18 protein-coding genes are annotated in these 17,247 nt (G+C 45.7%); 15 read left to right on the top strand and 3 right to left on the bottom strand.

The window, feature by feature from the left end:
- Positions 1-763: 3'-5' exonuclease (locus RCH83_RS17130; protein ID WP_306524015.1), on the top strand; the 763-nt coding region annotated here is incomplete at its 5' end.
- Positions 764-793: 30 nt separating this feature from the next.
- Here RCH83_RS17130 and RCH83_RS17135 read toward each other — a convergent pair.
- On the bottom strand, positions 794-1,033 hold the full coding sequence (locus RCH83_RS17135) for a hypothetical protein (protein WP_306524016.1): 240 nt from the start codon (positions 1,031-1,033) through the stop codon (positions 794-796).
- Positions 1,034-1,165: 132 nt separating this feature from the next.
- Here RCH83_RS17135 and RCH83_RS17140 point away from each other — a divergent pair, with 132 nt between their 5' ends.
- The 7 genes from RCH83_RS17140 to RCH83_RS17170 all read left to right on the top strand — a co-directional run bounded on the left by RCH83_RS17140 (position 1,166) and on the right by RCH83_RS17170 (position 8,112).
- Positions 1,166-1,846 (top strand): SOS response-associated peptidase family protein, encoded by a 681-nt coding sequence (locus RCH83_RS17140; RefSeq protein ID WP_306524017.1) that lies wholly within the window; start codon positions 1,166-1,168, stop codon positions 1,844-1,846.
- 206 nt (positions 1,847-2,052) lie between these two features.
- Positions 2,053-2,496, top strand: coding sequence for a translesion error-prone DNA polymerase V autoproteolytic subunit (gene umuD / locus RCH83_RS17145; RefSeq protein ID WP_127684655.1), 444 nt, complete (start codon positions 2,053-2,055; stop codon positions 2,494-2,496).
- 1 nt (position 2,497) lies between these two features.
- Positions 2,498-3,775 (top strand): translesion error-prone DNA polymerase V subunit UmuC, encoded by a 1,278-nt coding sequence (umuC, locus tag RCH83_RS17150; protein ID WP_306524019.1) that lies wholly within the window; start codon positions 2,498-2,500, stop codon positions 3,773-3,775.
- Between the two features lie 293 nt (positions 3,776-4,068).
- Positions 4,069-4,419 (top strand): hypothetical protein, encoded by a 351-nt coding sequence (locus RCH83_RS17155; protein WP_306524021.1) that lies wholly within the window; start codon positions 4,069-4,071, stop codon positions 4,417-4,419.
- 732 nt (positions 4,420-5,151) lie between these two features.
- The gene (locus tag RCH83_RS17160; protein ID WP_306524023.1) at positions 5,152-6,636 is read left to right on the top strand and encodes a SulP family inorganic anion transporter; all 1,485 of its coding nucleotides are present in this window, start codon (positions 5,152-5,154) and stop codon (positions 6,634-6,636) included.
- A 14-nt stretch (positions 6,637-6,650) separates the two neighbouring features.
- The gene (locus RCH83_RS17165) at positions 6,651-7,505 is read left to right on the top strand and encodes a universal stress protein (protein WP_306524024.1); all 855 of its coding nucleotides are present in this window, start codon (positions 6,651-6,653) and stop codon (positions 7,503-7,505) included.
- 76 nt (positions 7,506-7,581) lie between these two features.
- Complete coding sequence (locus RCH83_RS17170) at positions 7,582-8,112, top strand: NUDIX hydrolase (RefSeq protein WP_306524026.1); 531 nt, start codon at positions 7,582-7,584, stop codon at positions 8,110-8,112.
- Positions 8,113-8,136: 24 nt separating this feature from the next.
- Here RCH83_RS17170 and RCH83_RS17175 read toward each other — a convergent pair whose 3' ends face one another.
- A complete protein-coding gene (locus RCH83_RS17175) occupies positions 8,137-9,387 on the bottom strand; it encodes a tyrosine-type recombinase/integrase (protein WP_306524028.1) in 1,251 nt (416 codons plus the stop codon).
- 13 nt (positions 9,388-9,400) lie between these two features.
- The gene (locus RCH83_RS17180; protein WP_306524030.1) at positions 9,401-10,678 is read right to left on the bottom strand and encodes a site-specific integrase; all 1,278 of its coding nucleotides are present in this window, start codon (positions 10,676-10,678) and stop codon (positions 9,401-9,403) included.
- A gap of 425 nt (positions 10,679-11,103) precedes the next feature.
- Here RCH83_RS17180 and RCH83_RS17185 point away from each other — a divergent pair, with 425 nt between their 5' ends.
- The 7 genes from RCH83_RS17185 (at position 11,104) to RCH83_RS17215 (ending at position 17,243) form a co-directional block, all read left to right on the top strand.
- Entirely contained in the window at positions 11,104-12,468 is a 1,365-nt protein-coding gene (locus tag RCH83_RS17185) for an amidohydrolase family protein (protein WP_306524032.1), read from the top strand.
- Positions 12,469-12,693: 225 nt separating this feature from the next.
- Positions 12,694-13,554 (top strand): hypothetical protein, encoded by an 861-nt coding sequence (locus tag RCH83_RS17190; RefSeq protein WP_306524034.1) that lies wholly within the window; start codon positions 12,694-12,696, stop codon positions 13,552-13,554.
- A 68-nt stretch (positions 13,555-13,622) separates the two neighbouring features.
- Positions 13,623-14,078 carry a DUF4826 family protein gene (locus tag RCH83_RS17195; protein ID WP_306524036.1) on the top strand — a complete coding sequence of 152 codons (456 nt, stop codon included), beginning with the start codon at positions 13,623-13,625 and terminating at the stop codon, positions 14,076-14,078.
- 234 nt (positions 14,079-14,312) lie between these two features.
- A complete protein-coding gene (locus RCH83_RS17200; RefSeq protein WP_306524039.1) occupies positions 14,313-15,296 on the top strand; it encodes a response regulator in 984 nt (327 codons plus the stop codon).
- A complete protein-coding gene (locus tag RCH83_RS17205; protein WP_306524041.1) occupies positions 15,289-15,693 on the top strand; it encodes an Hpt domain-containing protein in 405 nt (134 codons plus the stop codon). The genes RCH83_RS17200 and RCH83_RS17205 overlap by 8 nt, the downstream gene beginning before the upstream one ends.
- Entirely contained in the window at positions 15,683-16,081 is a 399-nt protein-coding gene (locus tag RCH83_RS17210) for a response regulator (RefSeq protein ID WP_306524043.1), read from the top strand. The genes RCH83_RS17205 and RCH83_RS17210 overlap by 11 nt, the downstream gene beginning before the upstream one ends.
- A gap of 61 nt (positions 16,082-16,142) precedes the next feature.
- Positions 16,143-17,243 carry a sensor histidine kinase gene (locus RCH83_RS17215; RefSeq protein WP_306524046.1) on the top strand — a complete coding sequence of 367 codons (1,101 nt, stop codon included), beginning with the start codon at positions 16,143-16,145 and terminating at the stop codon, positions 17,241-17,243.
- Positions 17,244-17,247: the final 4 nt, after the last annotated feature.

Consider the following 17,247-nt stretch of genomic DNA (forward strand, 5'->3'; position numbering starts at 1 on the left):
TAACTCTGTTCAGTGGTCCATTCTTGAACTATTGCACAAAGCTGGAAGCAAGATCTTCTGTGTTGGTGATCCTGCCCAATCGATGTATGGTTTTCGTGGTGCCAACGATAAGAAGCTGAGTAAGTTTACAAGGTTGCTTAAAGACGCTGTGGTCTTTCAGTTAGTCAAAAACTACCGTTCTACTCCTGAGTTAGTCACACTAGCTAATCATTTGAGAAGCAAGATAAACAGAAACTACAGCCAGTCGAAGGCTCAGTGTGCCAGTGGTCCCTTGCCACGTTACCGACAAGAGAGGGACTTAAAATCAGCCGTAGCGTGGATTATCGAGGATATCAAAGCGACTCAATTGGCTAACCCTGCTGCCAGTTGTTTGATACTTTGTCGCTATAACGTCCATAAAAAGAGTGTCAAAAAGGCGCTGGCAACTGCGAGCTCGCAGTTGGAAAATGTAGGCGTTGAGGCAATGACTTACCATGGCAGTAAAGGGCTGGAGGCTGAAAACTGTTATGTAATTGATCCTTTGTTTTCAAGTTTCAGACTAGGCTCTATAAAAGAAGAGCTATGCAATACCTATGTGGCATTCACCCGTGCGAAAAAATGGCTGACAATAGTGGCATCAGAAAGAGGCTCTGCACTGTATGGTACTTGTGATAAGAAAAAATCTGGAGACAGTATATTCGCTAAGCTATGTGAAGATTTCGAAGACGTTGATGGCGTCCTTGAGTTAGTTTTTGATATTAACTCTGAATCTATTGAGAATTGATATGTGCTTCCACCTATGCATGGAAAGCACTCAATCTGATTCATCGGTTAATTGATCTAAAAGCTGTCCGTAATAGCCCATGACAGACCCATACGAATAGAATGTCTTATTGAGGGTTATTAGTTTGGTGTTATCGATACTGACTATAGCCAGTTTTAGTTCTAATTTGTTTTTTGCGATGGTAGGCAGGGTTACAAGACTTCGTCCTGTTTCCTGCCATTGCTTAAGATAGCCTATAAATACTTCTTCCTCGGTTTCGATAGTTGTCATTCCTTAACGGCCTATACAATTCGTTTACATAGAATTAAAGCACAACAGCGCATAAACGAAAGGAATCAGGCCTTGTAAATGTCGTCCCTATCGCTAGAGTTGTAAGCAGATTAACCATCATGGTATTGGCATATGTGTGGACGGTTAAATGTTATCGACTGCCCTGAAGTAATCGATCTCTGTGGGCAGCTGGGGATTACCTTTGAAGGCAAAGCACTAAGAACAGGCCGTTTTGTCAGAGCAGCCAGCACTATCTCTATTGTCTTGGAAAAGCAGCATGGGCGGGTATTACAGGATGCGGTCTGGTGGTTGCTGTTAGATCAAACTGCTACAGGGTTTAAACCTTCTTCCTATACCAGCTTCAATACGCGATATGACAAGCTTGATGTTCCCCGTTCTGCTGGTTATCAGAGTTTTCGGCACCAGCGCTGTATTATTCCGGCAAAGGGCTTTGGTGAAACTGAGCAGGTTAATGGCAAGCCTATATACCATGACTTTACTGCTGAAGCTGGTATGGCATTGGGTGGCTTATATCGGGAGTGGGTGCATCAGACTACAGGTGAGGTGGTATACAGCTCTTCAGTCATCACATTGCCACCCCACCCAAAGTTAATGGCCTACCATACAAAAGCATCCCCCTTAATATTGCCAGAAGACTATTACGATGCCTGGCTGTCACCAAGCACAGATATAGCTGAATTTAGACCTCTGCTAAAACCTCATTTGTGTGTTGGCCTGACGGGATATGAAGTAAAAAAACCAAGCCAGCCTGATCCTATAGGCAATGAATTTTATCTACAACCGGATGAATGATCGTTGAATTCGAGTTGTTGCTTAGTTTAGAAATATCTGAATAATATCAATGAGTGCGGGTCGTCAGCGTTAGCCTTTGTCTTCTGGCAGGAAGAGGCAAAGTGAATGTTGGCGGCCTTCGCTTTCTCTAAAGCACAACAACCTCCATTGACATTCCGTAAAAATCAGCGATCATTGACTGTATTTATATACAGCATTTTGGTGCTGTGACAATTCAGTTTATCGGGTTCGCAGAACCTACCACCCACTACAGCATTCCCTTATACCAGAGCAAAATCCCTGCTGGCTTCCCTTCGCCTGCACAGGACTATGTGGAACAAACACTGGACTTAAACGAGCTTTGCATTAAGCGACCTGCCGCTACGTACTTTGTGCGGGTAGAAGGGGATTCGATGATTGAGGCGGGTATTCATCCTGACGATATTCTGGTGGTAGACCGTTCGGTCACACCGCAGCATGGCGATATTGTGATTGCTCAGGTCAATGGTGAGTTTACTGTGAAAGAGCTGGCTTTGACTCCTACAGTGCAGCTGATCCCGCGCAATAAAGCCTACCCACCTATCACCTTTACTGATGATGCTGAGTTGGCGCTATTCGGTGTAGTTACCAACATCGTCAGGCAGATGACCCGTTCAAAACGAGCCCAGTAGTATGAGTCGTGTCTTTGCCTTGGTGGACTGCAACAACTTCTATGCATCATGCGAAAAGCTGTTCCGCCCTGATTTGGCTAATCGTGCTGTGGTGGTGCTGTCGAACAACGATGGTTGTGTAGTGGCTCGCTCAAAAGAAGCCAAGGCTATGGGCATCAAAATGGGTGTACCAGTATTTCAAATCAGGGAGCTGCTAGAGAAAAACAATGTGGTGGCTTTTTCGTCCAACTATGCACTTTATGCCGATATGTCCGCTCGGGTGATGCGCACTTTAGAAGAAATGGCTCCGGCTGTTGAGGTGTATAGCATTGATGAGGCTTTTCTGGATTTATCAGGGGTGGCCAGTGCAGTCAACCTAACAGAATATGGCCATCAAATTCGCCAGCGTGTTCAGCGGTGGATAGGGATTAGTGTTTGTGTGGGCATAGCTCCAACAAAGACTTTAGCAAAGCTAGCTAACCATGGAGCTAAGTCGTGGCCTAAAACGGGTGGTGTGGTAGATTTAACCAGTAAGGAGCGGCAACGCAAGCTAATGGCCTTATTGCCTGTCAATGAGGTGTGGGGTATTGGTGGGCGACTGAGCAAGCGGCTAGAGGATATGGGCATTTATACGGTGCTGGATTTAGCCGATGCACCCACAAAGATGATACGCCAGCAATTTTCAGTCGTGGTCGAGCGTACTGTGATGGAGCTAAACGGTGAATCTTGTATTGAGCTTGAAGACATACCACCCACGAAGAAAGAGATTGTCAGTTCAAGAGCCTTTGGCGAACGAGTAACAGAACTGGCTACAATGCACGAAGCAATATCAGAGTACGTGCATAGGGCCTGTAAAAAGCTAAGACAAGAGCGATGCCAGGCGAAACGTATCAGTGTCTTTTTAAGAACCAGCCCCTTTAGCGATCACCAGATAGATCCATACTACTCAAACAGCCGAAGTGCAGAACTAAACTACCCATCCGACGATACCCGCGATTTTTTGCATGTAGCCAGTAAGCTACTGGATGGTATTTGGAAGGACGGTTTTCGGTATGCCAAGGCTGGAGTCATGCTTTCAGACTTCTATGCCCATGGCGTATGCCAGCAAGACTTATTCGCTACCAGCGACACTGTGCGGGGTAACTCCGTATTAATGGGGCTGATGGACCAAATCAATGAGCAAATGCCAAACTCTCTGTACTTCGCAAGCAAAGGCTCCAAGCAGTCCTGGGGAATGAAACGTGAGCTACTATCGCCTGCATTTACTACCCGTTGGAGTGCTTTACCAAAGGTAAGATAAGTCTATGCTTGGGCAGAATTTGTGACAAAAGCGGACACTTATATCTTCTAACGTGTTTATATCCAGTTCACATCTAGATGCCGCTGATAACTGTTAGACGAGTTAACCCTTATTTGTCGATTACAGAATTACCAGCTGTACCTATAAGTTATTGTAACTTTTAAAGAAGCGATGTAATGTTCAGAACATTACATTTACAAAGACAGGTTACCCCGTGTTTAAATACGGGTGAACCGCCGAATGAGGGTTAAGCTTTGAACGCAGTGAAACCTTTTAACGCATAGGAGCACATCATGTTTAAACCGACGACAATTGATGACGTACGCCAAGCATTAAAGGAAGTAGAGGGGATTGAGCGCCCTGATGCTGATAACGAAGGAGACCCGTTAAACTCACCTTCAGTCTACAAATACTTGTCTGATGAAAACCAAGAAAAGGTAGATCGTGCAGAGGAAGTTCTTAGGGAGTATGTCAGGAACCCAGCAGGTGAACCCAATAACAGAGCGATTACAGAGTTAAACAAAAACGGATTTACCGCGCGCTTTAACCAAGATCAAGGTGATCCATATCGGTATGTCGGTAGCGTGAGCATCGGAGACTGGAAGATAGATGTTAGCGATCCGTCATCTGAAGAAGATGATTAGTCAGAATAGGGCGTCAGGAAATTCTGCTTAACGAACGGCTGCTGTCGGACTGCTAAAGTCTCTTGCTCCACCTCCGCTTTTACCAACCGCAGAGCCGTTTGTTAAGCATAAATTTAGCCACAAGAATTTATGGAAGATTGCCTATTTAAGTACCTACCGCCTGAGCGAGCTGATGCTATTCTTAAATGCATTCGAGAGTACTTAATTCGTCAGCAATGACTAAATGCACTTTAATGCAGATTGCAGTGGATAAAACGCACGTTAATGACAGTTGTAGCCAGAACGCATGTTAATCAGCGATTTTGTGCTGAAATGGGCCACAAAACGCACGTTAATAACTATTAAAGTGCTTTTTTCACAATTACTTTGCTCACTCTAAAATCTGCAATGCAGATGACTCGAAATTTTTTAGCTGTTCATAGTATGCAAAGCTGTTAGCAATCGGCTAGCCTACTTTGGGCTTCTACAGATGAATCCAATATACAAAGCCTGTCAAAATAGCTCATGTTTAAACTTTTACTGGCCTTTAGCAGCCTAAACCGCTAGAATGCCGCCCGAATTTTAAACAATAGCAAAAAACAAGCCAAGAGGATTAGCCGGTGTAATTAGCGAACAACACAAAACAGATTTGCAAAATAAAGTTAGGTTTGAACCATGCGTGCAAACTTTTAATGCAATACCTGTGGTGTTTTGCTGGTTCATATCGGATTTCTAAAACTTAATGGATGTTTTATGCTTAAAACTATTAAGCAGCACTGGCTCTCCAATATAAAAGGAGATGTCTTAGCTGCCATCGTTGTCGCTTTAGCCCTTATCCCTGAGGCTATCGCTTTCTCTATCATTGCAGGCGTTGACCCTAAAGTGGGTTTATATGCCTCCTTCGCCATCTGTGTTCTTATCTCTTTTACTGGTGCTCGCCCCGGCATGATTTCAGCTGCGACTGGCGCTATGGCGCTGTTGATGGTTGTTCTGGTTAAAGAGCATGGCTTGCAATATCTGCTTGCCGCCACACTGCTTACGGGTGTCATTCAAATTGTATTTGGTTTCCTGAAGTTAGGTAATCTCATGCGGTTTGTATCCAGATCTGTAGTCACAGGTTTTGTGAATGCGTTGGCCATCCTGATTTTCCTTGCTCAGTTACCGGAGCTATCCGGTGAATACGGTTCCGTCACTGTTTATGGGTTAACCGCTTTAGGTTTAGGTATTATCTATTTATTCCCTTATGTGACAAAAGCTGTGCCATCGCCGTTGGTCTGTATTGTGGTTGTGACTCTGGTCGCGCTTTATTTCGGCTTAGATGTCCGTACCGTGTCGGATATGGGGGAATTGCCGGATAGCCTGCCGATTTTCTTATGGCCTGAAGTACCACTAAACTTTGAAACCCTGATGATTATCTTTCCTACGTCTATGGCATTGGCCGTTGTAGGTATTCTTGAGTCGCTGATGACCGCAACGATTGTTGACGATCTGACAGACACCAAAAGTAACAAAAACAAAGAATGTGTGGGCCAGGGGATCGCCAATATTGGTTCAGGTTTAATTGGTGGTATGGCTGGCTGTGCCATGATTGGTCAGTCAATTATCAACGTCAAATCAGGTGGCCGCACTCGTCTATCTGCATTGCTCGCTGGCTTCCTCTTGTTAGTGATGGTGGTCTTTCTGGATGCGTGGGTTGGCATGATCCCGATGGCGGCTTTGGTTGCCGTAATGATCATGGTATCTATCGGCACGTTCAGTTGGAGTTCGGTGAAGGATTTGAAAAAGAATCCAGTCAGTTCAAGCATCGTCATGGCTGCAACAGTGATCGTTGTTGTCGCCACTCACAACCTCGCTTGGGGTGTGTTGGTTGGCGTGATTTTAAGTGCAATATTCTTTGCTAACAAAGTCGGACAAATCCTTTATGTGGGTTCAGAACTGAGCAGCAATGAAAAACACAGAACCTACAAAGTTGTGGGTCAGGTATTTTTCAGTTCAGCTGAGCAATTTGTTGACTCCTTTGATTTCAAGGAAGCTATTGAATCTGTGCAAATTGATTTGAGTCGCGCTCATTTCTGGGACATTACCGCTATCAGTTCATTAGACAAAGTAGTGATTAAATTCCGTCGTGAAGGTACAGATGTTGAGTTGCTTGGCCTCAATGAAGCTAGCGCCACTCTGGTAGACAAATTTGCAGTACACAATCAGCCTGATGCTATAGAACGGCTGATGGGACACTAACGGGAGTACAAAAAATGACTAAAAAAGTAATAGCCTGTATTGACTCATCCCCTTACGCAGAAGCCGTATGTGATTATGCAACTTGGGCTGCCAAACGCCTTAATGTGACTATGTCGGTGCTGCATGTATTGAGCAAAGCACAACAACAGGATACAAGCGATTTAAGCGGTAGTATCGGGCTTGGCGCACAGGAAGCCTTGATGGAAAAGCTGGCTCAACTGGATGCGGAGCGCGGTAAACTGGCGTTAGAGCGAGGCCGAATAATGCTCGACGCCGCTCGTGCTCGAGCAGCATCCGCAGGGTTTGAACAGGTTGAAGAGCGCTTACGTCATGGTGACTTTGTAGAAACTGCGGTAGAGCTTGAAGAAGAAACCCGTTTACTGGTGATGGGAAAACGCGGAGCAAGTAGCGCCGACGCGCATGGCCGACTGGGTTTACAGGTTGAACCTTTGATCCGGAACGTTCATAAACCAGTGCTATTGACCCAACAGAAGTACAAGGAACCTCAGCGAGTAATGCTGGCTTATGATGGTAGCGCGACAGCCTTAAAAGGCTTAGAAATGCTTGCCGGAAGTCCTTTAGTCAAAGGTTTGCCTGTGCATTTGGTGATGGCAGGCGCTGATGTAGATGCGACCAGAATACAGATGGAACAAGCGGCTAGTATTCTGCGCAAGGCTGGCTTTAGCACAACAGTCGCTATTGTCGCGGGTGAACCTGAAACGGTGCTGCATCAGTATCAGCAACAACACGATATTGATTTGATGGTGATGGGCGCATACGGCCATTCCCGTATCCGGCAATTTATTGTCGGCAGCACCACAACGGCGATGTTAAGCCATGCCAAGTGTTCATTATTGATCCTGCGTTAACACCTCAAGGGCCAGACAACTGGCCCTTTCAACATCACTATGAAGCGAAAATTTTGAATTTTCAGTGGAGACAACCATGCGGTTACTGCATTCATTGAAACACATTACGCCAACCCCTGAACATCGGCTAGGTGAGCGAGTGGCTACACGTGCCATTGTGCTAAGAGGCTCGGATATTTTAGTGTTATATACCAAAAGGTACGATGACTACAGTTTACCTGGCGGAGGCGTAGAGAAAGGTGAAGATCTGGAGTCTGCTCTGGTGCGGGAGCTTATCGAAGAAACTGGCGCAAAAAATGTAAAGATCGTGGCGCCTTTTGGACTTTTTGAAGAGTTTCGCCCTTGGTATAAAGACAATATAGATGTTCTCAGAATGCTGTCGTACTGCTACGTTTGTGAGATTGCGTCAGAGCTTGGGCAACCCAATTTCGAGCACTACGAAATACAAAATGGCATGCAGGTGTGCTGGCTTAATATTCATGGAGCCATACGCCATAATGAACGCATACTGCAAACAAAGCCTGAACACATGGGGCTGTCTATCGTGCGGGAAACATATTTACTTCGGATGATCGCTGGCCAATTTAAAATTACAGATCTGTTTTAGCATTTTGGAACTGTACTAACTAACCTAAACAAATTTCCGCTCATCAAAGTTTTTCGCAAGCCACCCATAATCCCTGATATTGCGCTCTTTAGCCTTTTTGCTAACTTCGCGTCGTTTCAATGAGTCTGGCTCTTTTTGCTCATAGGCAACACCGCTAAACTCTTGCCGGAACATTGACGGCAACAGGTGACTGTAGTTGCGGTCAATCATCTCAATGCTGGTGCCACATTGCTTGGCTAATGCCGCGATGTCGCCTTTGTTTTTAAGGTTCCACGTGATGTAGGAGTGGCGTAATGAGTACAGCGTTCGTTCGCCATACGAGTCATTTTTCAGTTTCAGTTCTTTGAGTATGTCTGAGAATTTTCGACTCAAGCTTTTTGGTTCAGATCCGTCAGCTAGCCTGAAAACATAGTCTTCGGCTTGCCTGTTAGGGAAGCGAGCAACAAGGTCTGCTAAATTGGCAACAAAGTCACTTCGTACAACAACTTGTCTGGTTCCGGTATAAAGTGTTGTCTTTCCCTTAGTAACAGCAACAGTGATTTCTGGTACTCCATCCACCAACTTAAAACTGATATCCTTCCACCGCACATTTTCCACTTCTGTACCTGGGCGCATACCTGTGGCTACCACAAAGTCGATATAGTCATATAGGAGTTCAAGTAGCATTCGGCTGGTTTTGTTCTTGGTGTTCGCCATATCATCCAAGATGTAGTGGGAAATTTTTTTATATTCTTCAAAACTAAAAGATGAGCGGCGTTCTTGCCGTTTGCCTTGGGTATCAAACTCTGGAATATCGTACTTGGTGATTTGGCCTTGTCGCAAAGCTTTATCGTAAACTTTACTTAGTACTGCATTGTGATTTTGAATCGATGACTTAGATAGCTCTTTGCCAAACTTTGTTGTACGCCAAGCTGAAAAACTATCCATATCAGCTTGGGTGATTTTACTGATACGTTTATCAGCAAAATATGCGAGGTGATAGTTTTTCAGGATGCCAATGTATATTTGGTTGTTTTTAACCGATTTGCCAATTGCTATATCAGCTTCGAGGTCTTTGATCACTAAATTGGCGATTTCGGAAAACTTTTGCCCACCGTCTTTTCGGCTAAAGTACTCGGCCAATGCTTTCTTTTTTGCGGCTTCTAAGTCTGATTCGCCAGTGGAGAAGGTGATATGCTCTTTGCCAGCCTTAAATCGGGCATACCACCTCGAGGAGTTTTTCTGGGTGAAAATGTAGAGGCCGTCAATAATGACTATTTTCTGCAGATCGCCCACCAACTACTCCTTATTAAATGAATCCTCGCAGCTTGTAGTTTTGTGCCCAGCGATCAACCTGATGGTGCAACAGCTCGTCATACTCCACCTCTGAAAACTGTTTATTCACCAGCTTCTTGGTTTCGAGCGCCACACCTGAGAGTTCACGGCCAAACATTCTGGGAATGACATGGCTGTAATGCTGCTCAATCATCTGGATACCCGTACCACATTGACGGGCTATCACATCTATACTGACATTCTGAGCCATTAGCTCCCAAGTAATATAGCTGTGACGTAATGAATATAAACTTCTTTCCCCCTGTTGGGAATTCTTTAGTTGAGTTAATTCAAGGGCTTTATCGAAATGGCGCGGCATTTCTTTTACTGAAGATCCGTCTGCTAGCCTGAATAAACGATCATCCTTATGCCTGTTAGGAAAGCGGTGGCTTAGGCGTTGTAGCACCTTTACTATGGCCTCTTTGCAGACGATCTCTCGCGTACCAGTGTACTTGGTGGTTTTACCCTTACGCACTGTCACATAGAAACGGCAGCGCTCTGCATCCCGTTCTATGTGCATGTCTGCCCATGTAAGGTTATCCATTTCAGAACCTGGCCTCATGCCAGTGAGGATAGCGAAGTCCATATAGTCCAGCAGAAGTTCCCGTATTTGCTGGGATTTTCCCTTGCGGCCTTCATGCATCATTTCTTCGACCTTTTCTCTGACCTTGATGTATTCATCAATGTTAAAGGCTGCTCTTCGCTGACCACCAGCGCCATTGTTCTCCAGTGTTGGCACTTGGCTAACCAGCATCCATTTCTTTTTCACGGCATAGTCAAACACCATTTGCAGCGCTGAGTTATGGTTTTGAATTGTGGATTTAGCAGGGATACGGCCAAGCTGCGCAACACGCCACTGGTCAAACGCAGTAAGTTGGTCGTCATCAATTCTTGTGACATGGGTATTGGCAAAAAATGGGATATGGTATTTGCGAAGGGCACCAATATAATCGTCGTAGATCACTTTGCCAGTGCCAGCCAACAAAGCTTGCTGCATTTGCTGAATCACTCTGTCCGCAACGTATGAGAACCTTTTGGTTTCTACCACGAAGTTATTGGTCTCGTAGCGAATCTCGTACTCGATATAAATACGATGGGCCTTGGCTATAGCCTCCTTTAGGTCACGGGTTTTGGTGGTGCGGGAAAAGTGGTTTTTATTGATATTGAGGCGGGCGATCCAGTTGTAACAATTACTTTGTTTATATATCTGCAAAGTTGGTGTAAGCTGATGTTTCTCAAGGACTTTTGACATGGTTAAACTCCGAGTGTTACCCTCTCATTTTGTAAAGGAATGAGAAAGGCAACAAAAAAATGTTAGGTAAGCTATTGAATTGATAGCAAATCCAACATACTCGAAGTTCATTCAAAATCCGCCGCTGGAAACAGCGTGTCGGTTCGAGTCCGACCCCAGGCACCAAATTTTGTATTTAATATTCCCAACAATGAGACCAAGCCCCTGAAAATGCGGTTTTGTTACTTGGTCATATGTCCCTGCTTTATGTCATGCTGCCAAAATACAATAAACAAGAGCATGTCATGACCAAAAAAACCATCAGGCACCGCTTGTTGCCGGCATTATTCAGTTTGCAGCTTGTTGCCTGCAGCAATGTTGTTCACCCCCCTTTGGCAGACAAGCCCCAGGCTGGTCCCGCTTCAGCTTTGTCAGGCGTAACCTTAGTGATTCACAATGTTCGTCTGGTGGATGTCGAAAAAGCTGAGCTTATCGAGCATCAGCTGGTGCTGCTTGCGGGTGAGCAGATCCTTGCCATAGTGCCGGAACGTCAACTGTCTCTTTACAGCGAACTGCCACAACTGGATGGCCGTGGCCATTATCTGACCCCCGCTTTGTGGGATATGCATGTGCATTTTGAAGGCAGAACACTGGAGCAAGACAATGCGTTATTACTGCCACTCTATCTGGCATATGGCATTACCGCAGTGCGCGAGGCGGCCAGTAATCTGGCACCTGTGGTGTTGCGCTGGCGTGATGAAATTGCAGCGGGCCGGCTGCTCGGCCCACGTATTTTTACTGCAGGTCAGAAATTTGAAGGTATCAATTCATTATGGGACGGTGATCTGGAAGTAGGCAGCCAGGCAGAAATGCTTGCAGGTATGGACCAACTGCAGGCGCAAAAAGTCGACTTTATAAAAATTACCGAAAACACCATGCAGCCTGAGCTCTATCTCAGCACAGTACGGGAAGCGCAAAAACGCGGCCTGCAGGTGTCAGCTCATGTGCCTTATGCTTTGAGCATTGACGAACTGGCCAGTGCCGGATTAAGCAGTATTGAACACGCTTCTTACCTGTTACGACTGGGTTTTGCCGACGAAGCAGCCGTTGCTGCAAAAGTCAGAGCAGGTCAACTCAGCCCAGCGGCTGCCGCTGTACATTATCAACAAGGTTTTAATCAGCAACAGGCACTCAAAGGTTACGCCAGACTTGCCAAAGCCGGTGTTGCGGTAACGCCGACGCTGATTGGCGGTCAACAACTGGCCATGTTGCACCACACCGATCACAGCCATGATGTGTTTTTAACCTATCTCACCAAAGACTTTATCAGCAATTATCAATGGCGGATTGATCGTATGGCCGGTGAAACACCGGCCCAACAGCTTACCAGACAACAAAAAGAACAATTGATAGCGTCCCAGCTACCGTTGTTGCAACAAGCAGGTGTAACTTTATTGGCCGGCAGTGATTCGGCGGCGCTGAATACCTATGTTTATCCTGCACAAGCTTTACACGATGAACTGCTGTTGTGGCAGCAGGCTGGGATGCAAAGTGCAGATATTCTGCGTGCTGCAACGATAAATGGCGCACGTTTTATGGGACAAGGGCAATATTATGGTTCGGTCGCTGCAGGTAAAAAGGCAGATTTACTGTTACTCAGTGCCAACCCTTTGCAGGATATAGCAGCAACCCGCCGCCTTGATTCGTTGATTTATAAAGGAAAAGTGTATGACAGGGCGGCGCTTGATCAGCTGTTGCAGCGGGCTGCTATGCAAAAACAGTCGCTTGACCTGCACAGGCAACAAAAATAACGCACCAAGGCTGACAGTACAAAAGAAGCGGTGTTGATATAGCCAGCACCCTCATCACCACTGTTTCGTTGTTGCCACCACAAGAGGCTGCAGGCATATTTAGCTGATGCCCTCCGTCAGGCCATACTGCACCACAGCATGGCCATTTTGCTGTTGAGTTTTTTGATGCGTATTTTTTATCTTATGTTCTTGTTATACAGCACTGCTGGCTACTGCTCCGAAAATATGAGCGATCATGAAAGCTTCTGCGCGCAGAACAAAAGCATCAGCTGTGAACTGCATTTACAACAACAACTGGCAGCAGCAACACCTTATTCGGCCCCCTGGTACAAAATCACTGCTTACCAGCTGGATTATTTATTTGATCATCACAAATTTACTGAGCTGCAGCACCGCATAGAACCTTTATTAAACAAAGAGCGACTGCCGCAAAGCTTTGCGGTGCAGCTGTATTTTTATTACGCCAAGGTACTGAATCAACAGAAAAAACATGATGAGGCCTTATTGTATGCCAATAAAGCCATGGCAGGCCTGGAACAGATTTATCAGATGTTCGGCGAGCCTTTTCGCTTACTGGAACTTGCCAACCTGCAACATCAGCTGGGGGCAAACGACAAAGCCAGAGAGATTTTAACTTACACAGAACAACGTTTTGCCAAAAGCAAAGATCCGTTATTCAGATTTGAATTAAATTCCAATAAAGCTTTATTAAGCCACGCTGCCGGCGAATTGGCAAAAGCAGCGTCGGAGCGACAACTGGCGCTAAAGGCAGCACTTGAGCTTGGCCATAACGGCAAAATTATTGTCGCTTATGGTAATTTTGCCCGCACAGTGCAGCTGCTTGGCCAGCTTGAGCTGGCGCGTGACAACTATCTCGCATCTTTGCCTTACTTGCAGACAGAAAATAATCTTATCCTCACCGCGATACATAAACTGCGGCTAGCCGAAATTTTTTCGCAGCTACAGGATTATCCACAAGCGCAGCATTATCTTATTCAGGTTAATCAACTGAAGCTGTCTGACGGCCATCTGCAGTTATACCAACAGCTGGCCAATCAGCCGCAATTGCAGGCACTGCCAGAATAACGGCCACAGGGCTTGTCCTGCGCGATGCAGCCAGCGACAATAACTGCTTTTTTATCAGGCGGATAAATATGGACTTTGATGATGCACAAGACTGGGCCTGGTGTGACAGTCAACTGACAGCAATAGAAACTTACGTCAAACAACAACAATTGCCGCATGGCATTATTTGCGACAGTCCTGAATGGTTTGCTGCGCCTTATGTGGCACTTTGGGCGGTGGAAGATGCAGCTGACCCGGGTTATGTTGGTTTTTGGATTCTGGCCGGCGATAGCAGCGGTAGCCAGCCTCAGCCGGTGCCTTTTGACCATCTACCGGCCACAGATATCACCGAACCCAGAGACGCCATGGCTGCTTTTGCAAAAAAATGGGCACAACTGGCTGCAGCTGCTGCCAAAGGACAAACCTGGCAAGGCCCCCCGCTGCTGAATGGTGAAGTGACACAACAAGCCAAACAACTGGCCCGGCAGGCACAGTTACTGCAACTCTGGGCCAGCGACGACGAGTTGTGGGAACAGGACGAATAACAGTTTGTTCAACGCAGCTGATGACAATACCGGCGTTATTGTCAGAGTAAATTTACAGCGTGATAAATTTGCAGCGCCAAACCCAGTTCCAGCTGCGGGAACACAAACAACAACAGAAAATCACGACAAACTGACTTCAAAGCAGGCAAGGCGACGGTTCCCGGTCTAAAATTCTCCACAAGTGGCTGAATGCTGTCACTGAGGGACCAGGCCTCAAGACAAAGGAGTGTTGCATTGATATCCGCCCGAACCTTCCATATTCTGGTTGTAGATGACGTTATCCTGATGTGCGATTTTTTATATAAAGTCATCAGCACCATTAAAAATTGTAAAGTGCATAAAGCAACGGATGGACGCACTGCGATAGACATTCTCGCCAGTGAAACCATTGATATGCTGATCACAGATATCGAAATGAAAGCGCCAAATGGTCTGGAACTGCTAAAAAGATTACGTTGTGGCGCGCTGAATAATCCACATGACATTCCGGTGTTGATGTTTTCAGGCAATACCTACAAAGATATGGTGCTGGAGAGTCTGAGTTACGACGTCAACGACTTCTTAGCCAAACCTTTATCTGCTGACGGTTTAAAGAAGAAGGTACTGTTTCATTTACAAAATGAAAAACAAATCCGCGATCCGGATTACTATAAAAATATTGTGTATGTGCCTGAAAAGAAAGAAGCCAAAACAGCAGAAGCCACCCCTTCGGCGGAAAACTACAAAAGCCATGTCGCCATCATACGGACCGTACCTGCACCCGAAGCAAAAGCGCCTTTGCAGTTGCATGAAGACAACAGCGAAGCAGAACCGCAGGTGTTGGTGATGTGGCCGGAAAATTCAACAACGGGCTTTCATCAGTTGGACCGTCGTATGCTGATCCTGGCACAACGTATTAATTCTTTTTACAACCTGTCATTAAAACAAAGCAAACCTATTGCCCTGGCGGCAGAATTAAAACGCATTTGTGACGCCATTGATTATTTGTTATTTGTCGGCAAAAAAATCCAAAACACCAGTTATAACCAAGGCGTGTTCTGGTCATTTTTTAATGACAGAGTGGGTAAGCTCAGCGATTTGGGGCAAGATCTTGCAAAAATAAACCCCAGATATCAGACGCAGGTACACCCCCATTTAAAACGATTGTCTAACTGGTGGGTACAAACCATCAACAGGCCTTTTGTGCGCTCAGTTGATGAGTCAGACCATAATGATTAAACCCAGAACTTTGTCCCCTGTATCCAAACTGCCACTGCTGACTATTGAAGCTGTCACCATGATTTATGGTGAATCAGACCCACAACTCATTCTGGAAACGCTACAGCAGTTTAAAGCCGAAGCGCTGGGTTATGTATCGCAGGTGGAATCCTTATGGGGATCAGGTGCAACCGAAGATGTCACCCGTCACTTTCACAGCCTGAAAACCATGGCAGCTATGGTGGGAGCGGAAAAAATGTCGAGGGTTTGCAAAGTGCTTGAACACCAGCTCAGAGCCAAAGATATGCTCGAAGCAAGACGCACCTATACCCTGTTTGAAAAAATCTGGTTAGATACGCTAAAAGAACTGGACCAGCATCTTTTGGCGCCTGAAGGCAGTTCAGCTCATGCAAAATGACGACAAACCCCTGTTGTTGTTTATCGACGACGAAATATTTTTGTTGAATGCATACCGGCGTATGTTCCGGCAGTCACAATGGCGTTGTTTATTCTGCACCACCACAGTTGAAGCTGCCCAGTTATTGGATTTATATCCGGTACAGCTGATACTTTGCGACTATTATTTAACTGAAGGTACAGGTGAAGAGTTTTACCTTGGGCTTGCTGATAAGTTCAGACATGTAAAACGAATTTTATTAAGTGGCAGCAACGAGGTGCTGACTGAGCAGCTCATCAGCTCAGGCGTGGTAGATAAAGTGCTCCATAAACCTTGCACCAAAGCTGAGCTGATAAGCCTCATCGACAGCTGTTTAGGCTCAGTCCATCGTTGCTCAGAATATGAATAGATTGTCTATATAACAATAGCCCTCACAAATTCAGGCCTATAAAGGAATATCAGGTGTCTTTATGAACATAATGGATTTTGCCCTGAGCACAGTGTTACAGCAAATCTATCCGGCTCTGCTGGTGGTGGACCAAAGCGGCATCATACGTTTTGTTTCACCGCAGTTTTCTGAATCTTATCAGGGACAGCGGGTAACTGAGCTACTGCCTCAGCTACAGCTGCCATTACAGAATAACAACGGCAGCCAGCGGCAGGGTCCGGTACAGCTGCAACAACAAGGTGCATTTTATTATCAGATCTTTTCGATATCGCAGCAGGACTTCAGCGGCTTTTGTCTGGTATTTCAACGGGATAATGAACAACAAAGCCTGCAGAAAAAAAACGATCATATGCAACAATTGTTGTACCACTCGGAAAAAATGGCTGTGATAGGCCAGTTAACGACCAGTATCACGCATGAAATCAACAACCCGGTTGGTTATGTTTATTCCAATATGCAGACTTTGTCTGACTACGCCAGCGACTTAATTAAAACCATTGAAGCCTTGTCCGAAGCTGGCGATAAAGAACAGGCAGCGGCCATTAAAGCTGAGTTTGATTTTGATTATATCAGTGCGGATATTCACTCTTTGCTCAAAGAGTCGGGCTTTGGTCTGGAGCAGGTATTGTCACAGATAGCCGCACTTAAAGATCTGTCACACAGCGATGAACTGCATTTTCAACTTGCCGATATTCAGACCGGCATTCGCTCCAGTATCAGGATTGTGCATAACGACCTGAAGTATAAAGTCACCATTCATCAAGAACTTGCCCCGCTGCCGCTGATTGAATGTATTCCGTCACAGTTATATCAAGTGGTGCTGAATTTGTTGGTGAATGCCGGTCAGGCCATCACCGAACAGGGCGACATTTATATCCGTACCGGCACCGAAGCGGACAGGATCTGGATTGAAGTACAAGACACTGGTTCTGGTATAACAGCACAACATTTAGACAAAATATTTGAACCTTTTTTTACCACCAAAGCTGTTGGCAAAGGCACAGGTCTTGGGCTGGCACTATGTAAAAACATCATCGACCGTCATCATGGTGTGATTGAAGTCCGCTCAGAACCGGGCGTCGGCAGCAGTTTTAAAATATGGTTGCCGATCAAACAGCCTTAACCGG

The organism is Rheinheimera sp. (assembly GCF_030824435.1).
Taxonomy (GTDB): domain Bacteria; phylum Pseudomonadota; class Gammaproteobacteria; order Enterobacterales; family Alteromonadaceae; genus Pararheinheimera.

What these genes read in the sequence shown, in the direction of transcription:
- RCH83_RS17135 (WP_306524016.1), bottom strand. Translation starts at nt 1,033, where the DNA reads ATGACAACTATCGAAACCGAGGAAGAAGTATTTATAGGCTATCTTAAG.
- RCH83_RS17140 (WP_306524017.1), top strand. Translation starts at nt 1,166, where the DNA reads ATGTGTGGACGGTTAAATGTTATCGACTGCCCTGAAGTAATCGATCTC.
- umuC (WP_306524019.1), top strand. Translation starts at nt 2,498, where the DNA reads ATGAGTCGTGTCTTTGCCTTGGTGGACTGCAACAACTTCTATGCATCA.
- RCH83_RS17155 (WP_306524021.1), top strand. Translation starts at nt 4,069, where the DNA reads ATGTTTAAACCGACGACAATTGATGACGTACGCCAAGCATTAAAGGAA.
- RCH83_RS17160 (WP_306524023.1), top strand. Translation starts at nt 5,152, where the DNA reads ATGCTTAAAACTATTAAGCAGCACTGGCTCTCCAATATAAAAGGAGAT.
- RCH83_RS17165 (WP_306524024.1), top strand. Translation starts at nt 6,651, where the DNA reads ATGACTAAAAAAGTAATAGCCTGTATTGACTCATCCCCTTACGCAGAA.
- RCH83_RS17170 (WP_306524026.1), top strand. Translation starts at nt 7,582, where the DNA reads ATGCGGTTACTGCATTCATTGAAACACATTACGCCAACCCCTGAACAT.
- RCH83_RS17180 (WP_306524030.1), bottom strand. Translation starts at nt 10,678, where the DNA reads ATGTCAAAAGTCCTTGAGAAACATCAGCTTACACCAACTTTGCAGATA.
- RCH83_RS17190 (WP_306524034.1), top strand. Translation starts at nt 12,694, where the DNA reads ATGAGCGATCATGAAAGCTTCTGCGCGCAGAACAAAAGCATCAGCTGT.
- RCH83_RS17195 (WP_306524036.1), top strand. Translation starts at nt 13,623, where the DNA reads ATGGACTTTGATGATGCACAAGACTGGGCCTGGTGTGACAGTCAACTG.
- RCH83_RS17205 (WP_306524041.1), top strand. Translation starts at nt 15,289, where the DNA reads ATGATTAAACCCAGAACTTTGTCCCCTGTATCCAAACTGCCACTGCTG.
- RCH83_RS17210 (WP_306524043.1), top strand. Translation starts at nt 15,683, where the DNA reads ATGCAAAATGACGACAAACCCCTGTTGTTGTTTATCGACGACGAAATA.
- RCH83_RS17215 (WP_306524046.1), top strand. Translation starts at nt 16,143, where the DNA reads ATGAACATAATGGATTTTGCCCTGAGCACAGTGTTACAGCAAATCTAT.